This is a genomic window from Lysinibacillus sp. UBA5990 (genome assembly GCF_002429815.1).
Lineage (GTDB): Bacteria > Bacillota > Bacilli > Bacillales_A > Planococcaceae > Lysinibacillus > Lysinibacillus fusiformis.
The window spans coordinates 256,791-271,290 of sequence record NZ_DJAY01000003.1 but is presented as its reverse complement, the minus strand read 5'-3'; the positions used below and the strand labels follow the sequence as shown (position 1 = coordinate 271,290).

Genomic DNA, 14,500 nt, shown 5'->3' with positions numbered 1-14,500 from the left:
AAAATTTTGTTTTGTTCACTAGCGAGGCTAGCTACTAAAAACTTTATTGATTACGTTTTGCTTGTTCAGTTTTCAAGGTTCATAACATTGTCGAATCAGACAACTATTCAATCTTATCAAACAACCAATAGGTTGTCAACACTTTTTTTGGAGCGGGTGATGAGAATCGAACTCACGACATCAGCTTGGAAGGCTGAGGTTTTACCATTAAACTACACCCGCATTATTTTAATAAAAATATGGCGCGCCCGGCAGGAGTCGAACCCACAACCTTCTGATCCGTAGTCAGACGCTCTATCCAATTGAGCTACGGGCGCATATAAAATAGTTGACTTTGTAATTGACTTTGGTGCGGCCGAGAGGACTTGAACCTCCACGGGGTTGCCCCCACTAGGCCCTCAACCTAGCGCGTCTGCCGTTCCGCCACGACCGCATTCGATTAGTAACTTTCTTATTATACTATACGTCAATAGAAAGTCAACGTTTTTCTTAAAAGAGATGAGCCATGAAGGACTCGAACCTTCGACCCTCTGATTAAAAGTCAGATGCTCTACCAACTGAGCTAATGGCTCAAATTAAGAAATGAATGGCTGGGGTACTAGGATTCGAACCTAGGCATGACGGAATCAAAATCCGTTGCCTTACCGCTTGGCTATACCCCAATAAGTGGCGGTCCCGACCGGGATCGAACCGGCGATCTCCTGCGTGACAGGCAGGCATGTTAACCGCTACACCACGGGACCAATATTATTAGCAAAGTAAATTATGAAAATGACCCCTACGGGATTCGAACCCGTGTTACCGCCGTGAAAGGGCGGTGTCTTAACCACTTGACCAAGGGGCCATGGCTCCGAAGGCAGGACTCGAACCTGCGACAACCTGATTAACAGTCAGGTGCTACTACCAACTGAGCTACTTCGGAATAATGAGTGTTATATTGTCGTCGTTATCTTGTCGACTTTTACTATTATAGGGATAACTCAACAATACGTCAATCTTTTTTTTATATTTTTTTACTCTAATAATTTAAGCCTGCCCAAACACTTGCTACAACAGTACTTTTCAACATTCATTTTAATTTTTCTTACATATAATTGCTGGCAATTAATACATGTATATGTGTAGCGTCGTTGTTTTTTTATAGATGATCTAGAACTATGTAACGCTGAACAGAAACGAGGTGCCTTTACTTTTTTTAATAGTTCCCTGAATTCTTTATCCCGATGCTGATATCCCTTACCTTCAATATGTAAATGGTAATGACACAGTTCATGAAGTACAATGCCTTGAATTTCTTTAATACCATATAACTCAAAGGCTTTTGGATTGATCTCAATATTGTGCGTTTGTAAAAGATATCGACCGCCCGTTGAACGTAATCTTCCATTAAAGTAAGCCTGGTGTATAAATGGCTTTTGAAACTTTTCCAAAGAAATTCGACATACAAGCTGTTGTAGTTCCTCATTGTCCAACTTAATCACCCCCAACAACAAGAATACCACACTGTGTAGTATGCACAGCGTGGTAAAAATTTATTACTCAATCTATTAATTGATTTTTAGGAGGGAGCATTGTTAAAGAAATCCGCCCTTTACTAACATCAATCTGTTCTACCCAAACTGTTACAATATCTCCTAACGCCACAACTTCTAATGGATGTTTAATACGTTTATTTTGAAGTTTTGAAATATGCACAAGTCCATCTTGCTTCACACCAATATCAACAAAAGCTCCAAAGTCTACTACATTTCGCACAGTTCCCTGTAGCTCCATACCAACTTTTAAATCTTCCATTTTCAATACATCTGTTTTCAGCAATGGCTGTGGGAACGCATCACGTGGATCACGGCTTGGCTTCATCAAAGTATCTACAATATCTTGAATTGTTACAACACCAATCTCTAGTACCCCACTTAATTGTTGAATATCCAAAGCAGCAATAGCTTCTTCTGCTTTCTTCGTTCCAAGTTCTTTTTTATCGATCTTTGCCTCTGCTAAAATCTGTTCTGCAAGATGATAGCTTTCAGGGTGGATACCAGTAGCATCAAATGGATTTTTCGCCTCTGAGATACGTAAGAAACCAATGGCTTGTTCATAAGTTTTCGCACCTAATCTTGGAATTTTCTTTAATTGCACACGGGTAGTGAATTGACCATTTTCTTCTCGAACCTTCACGATATTCTCTGCAACTGTTTTAGATAAACCAGAAACGTATTGTAAAAGTGATGAAGAGGCCGTGTTTACATCAACACCCACTTGGTTAACAGCTGTTTCTACTATAAATGTTAATGATTCATTTAATTTTTTTTGAGATACATCATGCTGATACTGCCCCACTCCAACTGCTTTTGGTTCAATCTTCACCAGCTCTGATAAAGGATCTTGTAAACGTCGGGCAATTGACACGGCACTTCGTTGCTCAACCTGTAAATCAGGGAATTCAGTCCGAGCAATATCCGATGCTGAGTACACAGATGCTCCCGCTTCATTCACAATAACGTAGGCTATGTCAGTACTTAGCTCGTTTAATACATCAACAATGAATTGTTCTGTTTCACGGGAGGCTGTCCCATTACCAATAGCAATTATACTTATTGGGTATTTTGCTAAGATTGCTTTTACAACAGCTTTCGATTTTGCCACATCTGGTTTAGGTGGATGTGGATAAATAGCGGTAACCTCTAGCATTTTCCCAGTTTCATCAACAACTGCTAATTTACAACCTGTACGATAAGCTGGGTCAACACCCAAGACATATTTGCCTTTCATAGGCGGCTGTAATAGTAGATTACGTAAGTTTGCAGAGAAAATATGAATAGCCTGAGTTTCTGCTTTTTCAGTAAGCTCATTACGTATTTCTCTTTCTATAGAAGGTTGAATTAAACGCTTGTACGAATCCTCGATAGCTAGCTTCACTTCAGCAATAGCAGGAGATGTTCCCGTTGCTGGTATCCATTCTTTCCACATGATCATCAATACGCGATCCATCGGAACATGAATCGAAACTTTTAAAACATCTTCTTTTTCCCCACGATTTATCGCTAAAATACGATGCGGAACAATTCGATTAACAGGTTCCTCATACTCGTAGTACATTTCAAATACATTTTTCTCGTCTATTTCTGCATTTTTCACACTCGTTACAAGTACGCCATCTTTCAATGAATACGTACGAATTTTCTCACGAATAGCAGCATCATCAGCAAAGCGTTCTGCTAAAATATCTCTCGCTCCTGCTAACGCGTCTTCAGCATTGGCTACTTGATCATTATCGACAAATTTAATAGCTAGTTGCTCTAATGTATCGTGACTAAAAGCTACTAAAAGATCTGCCAGCGGTTCTAAGCCCTTTTCTTTTGCAATGGTAGCCTTAGTACGTCGCTTTTGCTTGTAAGGTCTATATAAATCCTCTACACGCTGTAGAACTGTTGCTGAAAGAATAGATTTTTCTAATTCTGGTGTAAGCTTTTCTTGCTCTTGGATTAATCGAATAACCTCTTCTTTACGCTGTTCGAGCTGCTGTATGTAGTGATAACGATCCTCTACAGCTTTAATTTGCACCTCATCCAAAGATCCCGTCACTTCTTTTCGATAACGCGCAATAAACGGAACTGTATTTCCCTCTTCTAATAATTTAATAACAGCATCAACTTGCCCTGGTTTAACCGCTACATCTTTTGCAATGAGCTGTAACATTTGCTTTTGTTCCACATCATCACTACCTTTTTCTTTTCATTTTACCATTACACTTTACTAAAAATGCAAAAAAATAGTCTACTCAAACGAATATGAGTAGACTATTTTCAAACATTTAAAAGGTGTTTAGTATGATTCACAGCACACCCATTGATGGATTAGAGCGACATACTGCCACTTGCTAGAATAGCCTCTTGTAATTTCTTGATTGCTTTTCTTTGTATTCTAGATACATGCATTTGAGAAATTCCTAATTGTTCTCCAGCTTCTTTTTGACTTAGTTGCTCTAAATATGTAAGCTGAATGATTTGTTTTTCTCTTTCATTCAAAACAACCATTGCCTCTGAAACAATCATTCGTTTATCAGTCATTTCATAGCCATCGTCTTCCCTACCCAAAATATCGAATAGTGTAACGGTGCTACCATCTGAGTCTGACTCTATTGAATGATCCATAGAAAGAGCTTGATAACTACGGCTCATTTCCATAGCCTCTAATACTTCTTCCTCCGCTACCTCTAAACGCTCGGCAATTTCTTGAATGGATGGAGAACGCTGCAATTCAGTAGTCAGCGCCTCCACTGTTGATTTGATTCTCGGCCCTATTTCTTTTATGCGTCTAGGCACATGAACATCCCATGTTTTATCACGTAAAAAGCGCTTGATTTCTCCAACAATTGTTGGTACAGCAAATGCTTCAAAACTACGGCCAACATTTGGATCAAAACGTCTGATTGCACCTAATAAACCCAGCATCCCTACTTGAACAATATCATCATAATAAGATTTACCATTCGAATATTTGCGTGCTATTGACTCAACTAGATACCGATAATGAATCACTAAATTCGTTTGCGCTTCATCATCCTCCGTTGATTGGTACAATTCAATCCACTTTAATACATCTTCCTTGGATGAAGATTTATGTAGTGATTCTTTCGACATTTTTTTCCACCTGCTCCCTAGTGACATACTTTGTCATAAAGACAGTTACGCCACCATCGTTATTGATCATCACCTCATCCATCAAAGTTTCCATTAAATAAAGTCCTAACCCACCTTCTCTTAGCCCTGCAATATTTTCCTCAGGATGGTACGGTCCAATCTTAGTCTTAATCTCCTCAAAATTAAAACTATTACCGTAGTCAGCAATCATCAATTCCATTTTATTGTCGTATAACGCACATCCGATGACGATTTCACCTTCTTCATCTTCTTTATAAGCGTGATGCACGACATTAGTGACAGCCTCACTTGCAGCAATTTTTAAGTCTTCGATATCATCATAATTAAAACCAATCCTGCTTGCTAAGCCAGAGACAGTTAACCGAATAACACTGACAAATTGCGGTTTAGCAGGAACTCTAATTTCAATATAGTCAAATTCCTTCATTATCTTAATTCCACCTTTTTATCAGTTTCGATATCCATCAAATCACTCAGTCCTGTAATTTCAAACAATCTTTGTAATCTAGTCGATAAACCAACGAGCTTCACTTTGCCATTTTCACGTAATGTTCTTTTATAAAAGGCAACAAAAATCCCGAGCCCTGTACTATCCATGTAATTTACCTTTGATAAATCAAGTTCAATTTCCAATCCTTCTGTAATTTTTACAGCTTCCAATTCTTCACGTAATCCTGATGCCGTAAACGTATCAATTTCACCTTCAACAAAGCCAAATAATTTATGATCAATTTCTTTAAAATGTATTGTAACGTCCATATAGCACACCTCCACCATATTTGTTAGACTATTTTCTGTTCCCTGTTTCATTAAAACCTAAACCTATTTTTTTAAAATAACTACAGTAAAATCATCGGTCAATTTAAAATTCTGTACTTTCTCTATCTCTCTATATAGAAGCAGACACAATTGTTGAGCTGATAAATACTTATTTTCTTTTATGAGTGCTGAAATAATTTCTCTTGAATTTAAGTCATCCTGCCCTCTAAATTCTGTTACTCCATCGGTCATCATGATGATCAAATCATTTTCTTCTAAAACAAGTTCATGAAAAGTATATTTGGTTTCGGACAACACTCCTAGTAATAAGCCTTTAGCTTCTAAAGAAACAAATTCATCTTGCTTGGCTCTATAATGCAAAGCCGGCTCATGTCCTGCAGAAGCATAGGAAAATATGTTTTGGCGAATATCTAAGCAGCCGTAGAACATAGAAACAAACATACTATCATCAACACCTTTTTCTATTACCCTATTAATAACTTCTAAAACATATGAAGGATCTTTATAGGCATAACCCAATGTCTCAAGTCCATATTTAACCATAGACATACATAAGGCAGCAGGTACTCCCTTTCCTACAACATCTGTTACTGCCATACTTAAATACTCTTCTCCATCATGAAAAAAATGAACATAATCACCATTCATTTTACGAATAGGAATAGAAATCATTCCTATATCAATACTTTGTAGCTTGGGCACATATGACTTTAATAAGGTCTTTTGAATGTTAGTCGCAATTCTCATTTCCAATTCATACTCAGCCTGTTTTTGAAGTAAACTTTGATGCTCTCGATGTGCCATACCATAATGCACCATAACTTCAATAAGAAAATCATATGCCGGCTGCGATTCACCCATTCGATTAGGAAATATTGCTTCTACAGCATTTTTATGAATACTAACAACATCCTCCGGGGCTATACTTTTTTGAATTAATTGACGTGTGAAATTTTGAGCAATATATAAATTTTTTTCTGTTTGATTCAACATAAAATCTGACAATATTTTTTTATACTGAGCTTCTAATTGTTTCAATTTCTTCACGTCCTAACGCAGCCATTTTTCGGTCCTTATTGTTGTACCCTCTCCAATGACAGATTGGATGTGTAAGCTGTCCATCAATCGCTTAACCCCTGGAAGGCCAGCACCTAGCCCTCCCGAAGTAGAATAACCATCCTCTGTTACTTTACGAATATCCTTAATTCCAGGTCCTTGATCAGTTGCAATAACTACTATTTTCTTTTCAGTATTTGTCTCAATTCTTTCAATTTCAATCATACCTATACTTGCATATAAATAAATATTTCTTGCTAATTCACTAATAGCTGTGGTTATACGAGCTTGATCAACAGTGCCAAATCCAAGTGCCTTTGCCTCATTACGCCCCAGTTGTCTTGCTGCAATAATATCCCCCTCTGTAATAATTTCAACCGAAGACTTACTTGTCACTGCTGTCCCCCCATTCCCTTACCCTTTTACTTTTAATCGACATACTACACACAAACTATATAGAATTTATAAATGGAATATTCTATGTATATCTTCATATACCTTTAAGAATTTTTTCAATAATCTATTTTTATTAAAAATCTTGTGTATATCTTAAATCTTTTTTTATTATTTATCAAATACGTCTTAGCATAATGATGATGAGATTTTTGCTAACTTAAACATTTCAACATATTTCCTATGTTGGAATGACATAAGAATTTCAAATTATACAAAATAACTGAAGGAATAGAAAAGACAAAAAAGCATCGAGATATCAGTTATCTCGATGCTTTCTATACATATATGTATATCAAAATTTAACCAGACCTAAACTAATCATCAACGCACCATCAACTTTTTCCATCACAGCATGGTCAAGTTGTGTAATACGATCTGTTAATCTTGACTTATCAATTGTCCGCACTTGTTCTAGCAAAATAACCGAATCACGTTCAAAACCATACTTTTCAGCATTGATTTCAACGTGTGTCGGTAACTTTGCCTTTTGAATCTGTGCAGTGATAGCCGCGATGATGACAGTCGGACTAAATCGATTGCCAATATCATTTTGAATAATCAGCACCGGCCTAGTACCCCCTTGTTCAGAGCCTACTACCGGTGATAAATCTGCAAAAAAAACGTCACCACGTTTTACATTCAAAGTGTCATCCCCCGCTTACGAGACGCTCCACCATATGTTGTGCTTCATATTCTGCATGCAAGCATTCACTCGCGATCATTAAATTAATATGAGACATTTCAACATATCCTTTAATCATAGCTTCCCGTATTTGATTTGGTTGCTCCTGCATTAAATTTTTGCGCGCTAAAGAACGCACAAAAGATTCACCTTCAATTACTTCCTTTGTTTGTAGAAATAGTCTGTCTTGAACAGCAATTGTAGCTTCTCTTAACTTTTTTTCGTACACAGCAAGCACCTCCAACGGAACCATACACTTTTCATTACTTCCCATTCTATCATTGAAAGATATTGTTGAAAAGACATGAAATGACAAAATATCTGACAATTTGAAGTACAAATTGTAAAAATATGTTGGCTGTCGAAGGTATATGACGAATAATTATTATTGCAACTTATTACCAATTATGTTTCATCTACCATTTGGAAAAGAAATAAGTTCTCCAGTGCTTATTAATTAACCAAATTCTTCATACTGGCATAAATTGAAAGCTAAAATATATTGGCATAAGTGTGTTCATTAAAAGTATATTCTAGGAACTCTTGCTGTGATCATGCATGGTATTTCATAATTAATGGTTTCAAGCTTAGTTGCCCATTCATCGATAGAAATCCTATTCTGTCCTTGTTGGCCAATAAGTGTTACCTTCTCACCTATAGCATATGCTTTTGGTAGGGCAACCATACATTGGTCCATACAAATTCGTCCAACAATCGGCATTCTCTGTCCATCAATTAAAGCCTCTTGTCCACCTAACTTACGAATAACACCATCTGCGTAGCCTATGGGAATCGTTCCAATCCACATATCAGTTGGCGCAACATATGTAGCTCCATAGCCTACAGATTCACCTTTTTTTATTTCCTTCACATGAACAAGTTCACTTTCGAGTGAAAATGCAGGATGTAAGGCAAAAGGTAAGATACTCTCCACATAGGAGGACGGTGATAAACCATACATCGAAATCCCATATCTAACAGCATCATACTGCAAGTTAGAATCCTTTACTAATGAAGCTGCTGTATTAGATGCATGAACAAGTGGCGGTTTTATTGGCAATGCTGCTAAACAGCTTTCAAAAAATTGTACTTGCTGATCAAAATACGTTGTATCTTTCTCATCTGCTGTTGCAAAGTGCGTAAATATTCCGTTCAACTCTACATTATCAGTAGACTCAATTGTTTGATACAATGCTAACAAATCCTGCTCAGAGCGAATGCCAATTCTACCCATACCACTATCTATTTTTATATGTAGTTGTAAAGGAAGGGCTTCATTCGCTATAAGTGGTGCTACTTGCCGTACCCACTCAATTCCATACACAGTAAGCATAATACGCTGTTGAGCTGCGAAAGGAGCAAAGGAAACTGGAGATGCACCTAATATTAATATGTCTGGTTCTTCAAAATGTGCTCGAATATGTAATGCTTCATCAGGCGTTGCCACTGCAAGTATTGTGGCACCAGCCTCAAGAGCTGCCTGTGCTACGGCTACATCTCCATGACCATATGCATTCGCCTTTACAACAGCAATTATTTGAACATTAGGTCGTATAAATTTTTTTAAATTTTTGACGTTTTGTTGGATTGCTTGTAAATTTATCATTGCTTTCGTTGGTCGAAAATATTGCTGTGTCTTCATAAGAATACCCTCTTTATTTTTAATTAAAACATTATGTATTACATACATATTTTTATATAGCTTGTACAATTATGCGTTTATTAGTCCTGAAACTTTTACTTCAAAGATAATCATTTAATTTTCTAACCCAGGAATTTTTATATTGTCAATAAGCTACAGCTTTCCTGGACTAGAAAGCTGTAGCAGAAAAGTTACTTCATACTACCTATCGTCATGGATGTAGCAACTTCAATCATTTCTTCACGCGTTAGTTTACTGGAAGCTACAAAGAATTCAACACCATCTTTTTCCCAACTAATCGAAGTATCTGTAATCGCACCTATTGTAAATCCTAAATCAACTGGATCACCAGGCGAAGATACTGGTAACATAGAGTTTTCCTTTGTCACTGGCTGTTGCATAACTGTAAAGGCTTTTTCTCCTTCAAATGTTAGGATAACGCGTTCCATACCACTTTCTTGAACGACTTTTTCATTCGCCAATTGTGCCCAATTCAATACTGGGTAGCTAGTTTGGAACTCTTGATACTCTACCTCTGCACCAACTGCTTCTTTGTCATCTTTGTCTTCGTTACCATCTTTCTCTGCTGGTGTAGCTTGTTCACCTTTAGTGTTATCTTTATCTGTAAATTGCTCAACTGCATACTCTTTGGCAGCATGCTGCACACCTAATTTAATTTTCTTAAATGTAATTCGAATTTGTTCTTCTTTCACATCATTCATAATGACAACAGAAGTAGGTAGTAAAGTTTTCTTATCTACTGTAATTACTTGATGAGGCATACTGTTTTTATAGCTATTTCTAGTAGCCGCTTCAAATATATATGCTTTTTCTTCCTCTTTCATGACAAGATTTTTATCTTCTGCTAAATCTTCTGCTAGAGCTCCTATTAGATAAGCTTGACTATTCTTCTTTGGCCAATCACTTTGGAATTTATACATTTTGTTTAATGTTGGTGTCACAACAAATACGCCATCCGCATTTCGCACAATCATTTGAGAAACATCTTTTCCACTTTCCATAACTTCTACCCGATAGAAATCAGGTTTAGTATGCCATACTGTTACATTATAATTTCTAGGCTCCCCACCAGATTTAATCTCCATCGTAGCATTTAATTCATAGCCATTTGTCTCTCCCCATTTACCATTCACTTTCTTCAACACTTTTTCCTGTGAGGCTGCACCACATGCCGACAGAAGTAATATCGTACAAAATAAGACGAGCCATTTAACTATTCGGTTGCCCACGCTTTCACCCTTTCTTCTTTCAAATCCACTACGACAATATATGAACCGTATTTGTCAGTTATGTCATTTGTAGAAAAGGCAATATATTTAAATTTACTGGCCAACCTTTTTAGACAACTTCATTCCTATTCTAATAAGATTACTTGAGCAGCTGCATATTGCTTGGAATGCGTAATACTAACAAAACCATTGGCAAGTTCCTCCTTAAAATATAAAACAGGATTTCCAGCCTCTCCCCGTAATATCTCCATATCATGAAGTTTACATTGTTCCCCAATGCCAGTACCCATCGCTTTCGAAAATGCTTCTTTCGCAGCAAATCGTCCTGCTAAAAATTCTATTTTACGAGTTTCTGAGTAACCATCAAATAATTTTTTTTCCCTTGTTGTTAATATGCGGTCTTTAAATTTATCTGTACGCTTCATCGCTTTTTCAATACGGTCCATTTCTACAATATCAAGACCAATTCCCTTAATCATGTTACCTTCTCCTTTACCTATTTCCAACAAGGCATGTATAATAATTGTAAATTGAGGTGGAGCCATGTTTAGTAGAACAGAAAATTTTAAGCAATATACAAAGTATTACCCTGTTGTGTCAACGTTAATAGCAATCAATTTAATTCTTTATGTATTGTCTCTTTTACCCGGTGTAGGAACTCTTTTGTGGAATTACGGAATTCAAGCGAATTTCCTGGTTCAAAAAGGTGAGTGGTGGCGTGTATTCTCTGCTATGTTTTTACATGCAGGATTTATGCATATGTTTTTTAATATGTTTTCCTTATATCTCTTTGGACCAGAGCTTGAAAAGATTGCAGGTAAAGCCCGTTTTATTACAATTTATTTAGTATCCGGTATTGTAGGCAACATGGCAACCTACATATTCTATGATAGTAGTTATGCGAGTCTTGGTGCAAGTGGGGCTATTTTTGGAATTTTTGGTGCTTTTGGGGCATTAGTGTATTATACCCGCAGAACAATGCCAATGCTTCGTAAGCTTATTTTACCAATCATCATTATCAGTGTCATTATGACTTTTCTTCAACCGAATGTAAACGTTTTTGCACATTTAGGTGGGCTAGTAACTGGATTCATTCTAGGGCTCATTTATTTACATCCAAAAAGAATTTTAAGTTGGCGCAAACAAAAAATGTCGGGTAGACCATAATTTAAGAGAGGAGCAGCACCATGGGTTATAATTAGATCCCATGGCGCTGCTCCTCTTTATACGAACCCCCTTTTTACAAGGCGACCGTAGCTTCATTGGTCATCTTGATTTTTTTCCATTCAGCTGCCGTTATACCATAAACCACTTGGTCTACATGATGATCATACAGCCACTCCGCATCCCTTAATCGCCCTTCTTCATGAAAGCCCAACACTTTTGGAATCGTACGGCTGCAAATATTTCCAACTGCTACCCGTACTTCTATACGATGTAGCTTCAAATAATGAAAGGCATAATCAATTAATGCTTTCATTGAATTTGTTACAAGCCCTTTGCCTACAAACTCATTCCCTAACCAATAGCCAATACTTGTCCATTTATGCTGCCAGTTGATTTGATGATACCCAATGACACCTGCGAGCTGTCCATCATAGTAAATTCCTGCCTGTATCCCATCGTTATCAGCGTATTGTTGCATAGCCTTTTTTACAAATGCCTCTGTATCTTTAACTGTTTGAACACCATCTACAAAAGGTAACCATTCACGTAATGTATCCCTTGAACGATCAGTCAATGCAAATAAATCATGAACATCACTTAAATCCAATAATTTCAAATAAGCGTCTTCATTAATATCATATTTAAACATAGTCCCCACCCCTTTTGTTCTATTTATTTTATTATAAACCCATTACCAAATATTTGTATGTAAAAAAGCTAATCCTTCCATAAAATTGAAAGAATTAGCTGTGCATTTAATGGTCATACCAAGATAATATCGTTTCAGCATCTTGTTGTTCCAAACTTGAAACACTACCCGTTGTACCGGATGCTCCGGACATGACAGTCGCTTTTATAGACATAACGTTTTTTCTTTTTTGAAAATACGATTGTGTACTTCCCATCGATTGTATACGTTTTTTCTCCACTATCAATGTTATTCGACTGAATACTCTATATTGTAAAGCCAGTTGTTTTCCATCAATTTGATAGCCTGCTGTTTTATGCTGCCAAACCCCTAGTAGTATCGTTAATGGAATTAATAGCAATGACAATAAACCATACGGATAGAAGAAATAACTACATGCACCAATAATAGGGACAAGCCAAATAAAATCTATGCGATAAAAGAAAGGCCTTGCTTTTTTAGGTGATCGAGTAAAGGAAGGATTCCAATTCATATCTGGGAAAAGATCCTCTAATGTCTGCATACAATCTTGTTTCTTAATGAGTGGAAATAAGGTGATTTTTTTATCCTTCCCCTCTTCACCATTACCTCCAGCACTCTCAACAACAACCGTTGCAAATCCTGTTAATTGACGCACTGGATTTTCAACAATACGAATAGCTTGGATTCGGTTTAATGGTAAAGTTATACGCTTTTTCTCTAAAAGTCCTTTAGTTATGATCAGCTTATCTTCTTCGATACGGACTGTATAATCATAGTAATTAATCAGGGTAATAAGGACAGAAACAACCCAGGCTACTATTAAAATTAACATAACCGATATCGCTATTATAAAGGCCCCGACTTTCACAAAATCAGCCAACTCATGGAAAACAGTTTCATAAGGAATAATATCTGAAAACTGAGAGGCGATAGCAGCAAGACCAGATAACACAACACCAATCCCACCAGAAGTTGTGGCTAACACTAATAAGTCACGTATGGACATCTGGTAAATAGTTGGCGCAGAAATTGAAATTGAATCGTCTACGACCTCCGTCTGTTCAGCATGTTGTTGGTTTACACCTTCATTTTTGACACGACGCATTTCTAATTCAATAACATCCGCCGCTTCTTTACGAATTGCAGTAAGTTCTACTTCCGGCTTGCCACCTTTACTCCCTGCTGTTTCTACCTGAACTTTGACTAATCCAAAAATACGGTGAAAAATTCCTTCATTATAGTTCAAACTTTGAATACGTTCAAACGGAATATAACGCTTTTTTTTAACAAACAATCCATATTTGATACGGAGTTCTCCATCCTCAAACCAATAAACAAATGTCCGCCATTTTATAATGCCCCCAATCAATGCAAGGAGTGCGGCTACTCCCCATACACCGAAGAGTAAAATGGTATCAAAAAAATGATCACTACGGAAATTTAATGAAAAATTAAAGCCATTCGTTATGATAATGATCGCAATAGGTAATATCATACTTTTTAATGCCTTGACGCTCGTAATTACTGCTGATATAGGATGTAAACGATTAATCTCCTTAGACATCATCTTCCGCCACCCTTGCTAATTCAGAGATACGAGCACGAAGTGAATCTGCTTCGTCCATGATAAGTGCAGGAATTGTATGTACGGTTGCTGCCGTTGATATGGAGATGTTACCTAAATCATATTTCTTTAAAATCGGTCCCTGTGTCGTATCAACATGTTGAACACGAACCATTGGTATGAGCGTACGTTTTACTACAAATAGGCCATGTTGAACTTCAATTTCATGTTCCCGTACCTCATATCGCCATCGTTCCCATCTAATTTTAGGAAAAATAAGAACTGATAGTACAGCACTTAATACTACAATTGCTCCAGCTATGTAGTAAATAAACGTTGGCCATTCAAAATAATAAGTACCACAGCTTACGATCACTGCTGCAATTAATAGCACCACTGTTTGTATGACACCATATAAACGCCATACAGTTAACCCTTTACGGGAAATTTGATGCACTGGTTGAGCTCTCATTGTCGTCCCCCCTCTTTTCTATATTAGGTTATACGGAATTAATGACCGTTTTGTTTCAACTATAAACGAAAAAAAACCTTACAGCCAGTATGACTGCAAG

Annotated in this window: 16 protein-coding genes and 8 tRNA genes; 1 reads left to right on the top strand and 23 read right to left on the bottom strand. The window is 37.0% G+C overall.

The window, feature by feature from the left end:
* Positions 1-148 precede the first annotated feature (148 nt).
* From B3D94_RS02835 to acpS, 20 genes are all read right to left on the bottom strand, one after another.
* Positions 149-222 (bottom strand) — tRNA-Gly (locus tag B3D94_RS02835).
* A gap of 18 nt (positions 223-240) precedes the next feature.
* A tRNA-Arg gene (locus B3D94_RS02830) sits at positions 241-317 on the bottom strand.
* A 30-nt stretch (positions 318-347) separates the two neighbouring features.
* Positions 348-433 (bottom strand) — tRNA-Leu (locus tag B3D94_RS02825).
* A 66-nt stretch (positions 434-499) separates the two neighbouring features.
* Positions 500-572 (bottom strand) — tRNA-Lys (locus B3D94_RS02820).
* A gap of 15 nt (positions 573-587) precedes the next feature.
* Positions 588-662: transfer RNA gene (locus tag B3D94_RS02815), tRNA-Gln, on the bottom strand.
* Positions 663-667: 5 nt separating this feature from the next.
* Positions 668-743: transfer RNA gene (locus tag B3D94_RS02810), tRNA-Asp, on the bottom strand.
* Positions 744-772: 29 nt separating this feature from the next.
* A tRNA-Glu gene (locus tag B3D94_RS02805) sits at positions 773-844 on the bottom strand.
* A 1-nt stretch (position 845) separates the two neighbouring features.
* Positions 846-922: transfer RNA gene (locus B3D94_RS02800), tRNA-Asn, on the bottom strand.
* Positions 923-1,013: 91 nt separating this feature from the next.
* Complete coding sequence (locus B3D94_RS02795) at positions 1,014-1,472, bottom strand: SprT family protein (protein WP_069482817.1); 459 nt, start codon at positions 1,470-1,472, stop codon at positions 1,014-1,016.
* 67 nt (positions 1,473-1,539) lie between these two features.
* Positions 1,540-3,711 carry a Tex family protein gene (locus B3D94_RS02790; RefSeq protein ID WP_069482818.1) on the bottom strand — a complete coding sequence of 724 codons (2,172 nt, stop codon included), beginning with the start codon at positions 3,709-3,711 and terminating at the stop codon, positions 1,540-1,542.
* A gap of 143 nt (positions 3,712-3,854) precedes the next feature.
* Positions 3,855-4,640: an RNA polymerase sigma factor SigB gene (sigB, locus tag B3D94_RS02785; protein WP_069482819.1), complete on the bottom strand. Its 786-nt coding sequence runs from the start codon at positions 4,638-4,640 to the stop codon at positions 3,855-3,857.
* A complete protein-coding gene (gene rsbW, locus B3D94_RS02780; protein WP_008177047.1) occupies positions 4,618-5,088 on the bottom strand; it encodes an anti-sigma B factor RsbW in 471 nt (156 codons plus the stop codon). The genes sigB and rsbW overlap by 23 nt, the downstream gene beginning before the upstream one ends.
* Positions 5,088-5,420, bottom strand: coding sequence for an STAS domain-containing protein (locus B3D94_RS02775; protein WP_025114281.1), 333 nt, complete (start codon positions 5,418-5,420; stop codon positions 5,088-5,090). The genes rsbW and B3D94_RS02775 overlap by 1 nt, the downstream gene beginning before the upstream one ends.
* A gap of 63 nt (positions 5,421-5,483) precedes the next feature.
* The gene (locus B3D94_RS02770) at positions 5,484-6,434 is read right to left on the bottom strand and encodes a SpoIIE family protein phosphatase (protein ID WP_069483434.1); all 951 of its coding nucleotides are present in this window, start codon (positions 6,432-6,434) and stop codon (positions 5,484-5,486) included.
* 57 nt (positions 6,435-6,491) lie between these two features.
* Entirely contained in the window at positions 6,492-6,893 is a 402-nt protein-coding gene (locus B3D94_RS02765) for an anti-sigma regulatory factor (RefSeq protein ID WP_193833228.1), read from the bottom strand.
* A 352-nt stretch (positions 6,894-7,245) separates the two neighbouring features.
* Positions 7,246-7,596, bottom strand: coding sequence for a type II toxin-antitoxin system PemK/MazF family toxin (locus B3D94_RS02760; protein WP_008177055.1), 351 nt, complete (start codon positions 7,594-7,596; stop codon positions 7,246-7,248).
* A 4-nt stretch (positions 7,597-7,600) separates the two neighbouring features.
* The gene (locus B3D94_RS02755) at positions 7,601-7,864 is read right to left on the bottom strand and encodes a hypothetical protein (protein ID WP_036121020.1); all 264 of its coding nucleotides are present in this window, start codon (positions 7,862-7,864) and stop codon (positions 7,601-7,603) included.
* Positions 7,865-8,155: 291 nt separating this feature from the next.
* Positions 8,156-9,277 carry an alanine racemase gene (alr, locus tag B3D94_RS02750; protein ID WP_069482821.1) on the bottom strand — a complete coding sequence of 374 codons (1,122 nt, stop codon included), beginning with the start codon at positions 9,275-9,277 and terminating at the stop codon, positions 8,156-8,158.
* A 191-nt stretch (positions 9,278-9,468) separates the two neighbouring features.
* Positions 9,469-10,527, bottom strand: coding sequence for a LolA family protein (locus B3D94_RS02745; RefSeq protein ID WP_069482822.1), 1,059 nt, complete (start codon positions 10,525-10,527; stop codon positions 9,469-9,471).
* 125 nt (positions 10,528-10,652) lie between these two features.
* The gene (acpS, locus tag B3D94_RS02740; RefSeq protein ID WP_069482823.1) at positions 10,653-11,006 is read right to left on the bottom strand and encodes a holo-ACP synthase; all 354 of its coding nucleotides are present in this window, start codon (positions 11,004-11,006) and stop codon (positions 10,653-10,655) included.
* A 64-nt stretch (positions 11,007-11,070) separates the two neighbouring features.
* Between acpS and B3D94_RS02735 the strand changes: the two genes are divergently transcribed.
* Complete coding sequence (locus B3D94_RS02735; protein ID WP_069482824.1) at positions 11,071-11,694, top strand: rhomboid family intramembrane serine protease; 624 nt, start codon at positions 11,071-11,073, stop codon at positions 11,692-11,694.
* Positions 11,695-11,767: 73 nt separating this feature from the next.
* On the opposite strand, the gene B3D94_RS02730 is transcribed toward B3D94_RS02735, so the two are convergent.
* The 3 genes from B3D94_RS02730 to B3D94_RS02720 all read right to left on the bottom strand — a co-directional run bounded on the left by B3D94_RS02730 (position 11,768) and on the right by B3D94_RS02720 (position 14,400).
* Positions 11,768-12,343 (bottom strand): GNAT family N-acetyltransferase, encoded by a 576-nt coding sequence (locus B3D94_RS02730; protein ID WP_069482825.1) that lies wholly within the window; start codon positions 12,341-12,343, stop codon positions 11,768-11,770.
* A 106-nt stretch (positions 12,344-12,449) separates the two neighbouring features.
* Positions 12,450-13,928, bottom strand: a complete 1,479-nt coding sequence (locus B3D94_RS02725) for a PH domain-containing protein (RefSeq protein WP_069482826.1) — start codon at positions 13,926-13,928, stop codon at positions 12,450-12,452.
* Positions 13,921-14,400 (bottom strand): PH domain-containing protein, encoded by a 480-nt coding sequence (locus B3D94_RS02720; RefSeq protein WP_069482827.1) that lies wholly within the window; start codon positions 14,398-14,400, stop codon positions 13,921-13,923. The genes B3D94_RS02725 and B3D94_RS02720 overlap by 8 nt, the downstream gene beginning before the upstream one ends.
* Positions 14,401-14,500: the final 100 nt, after the last annotated feature.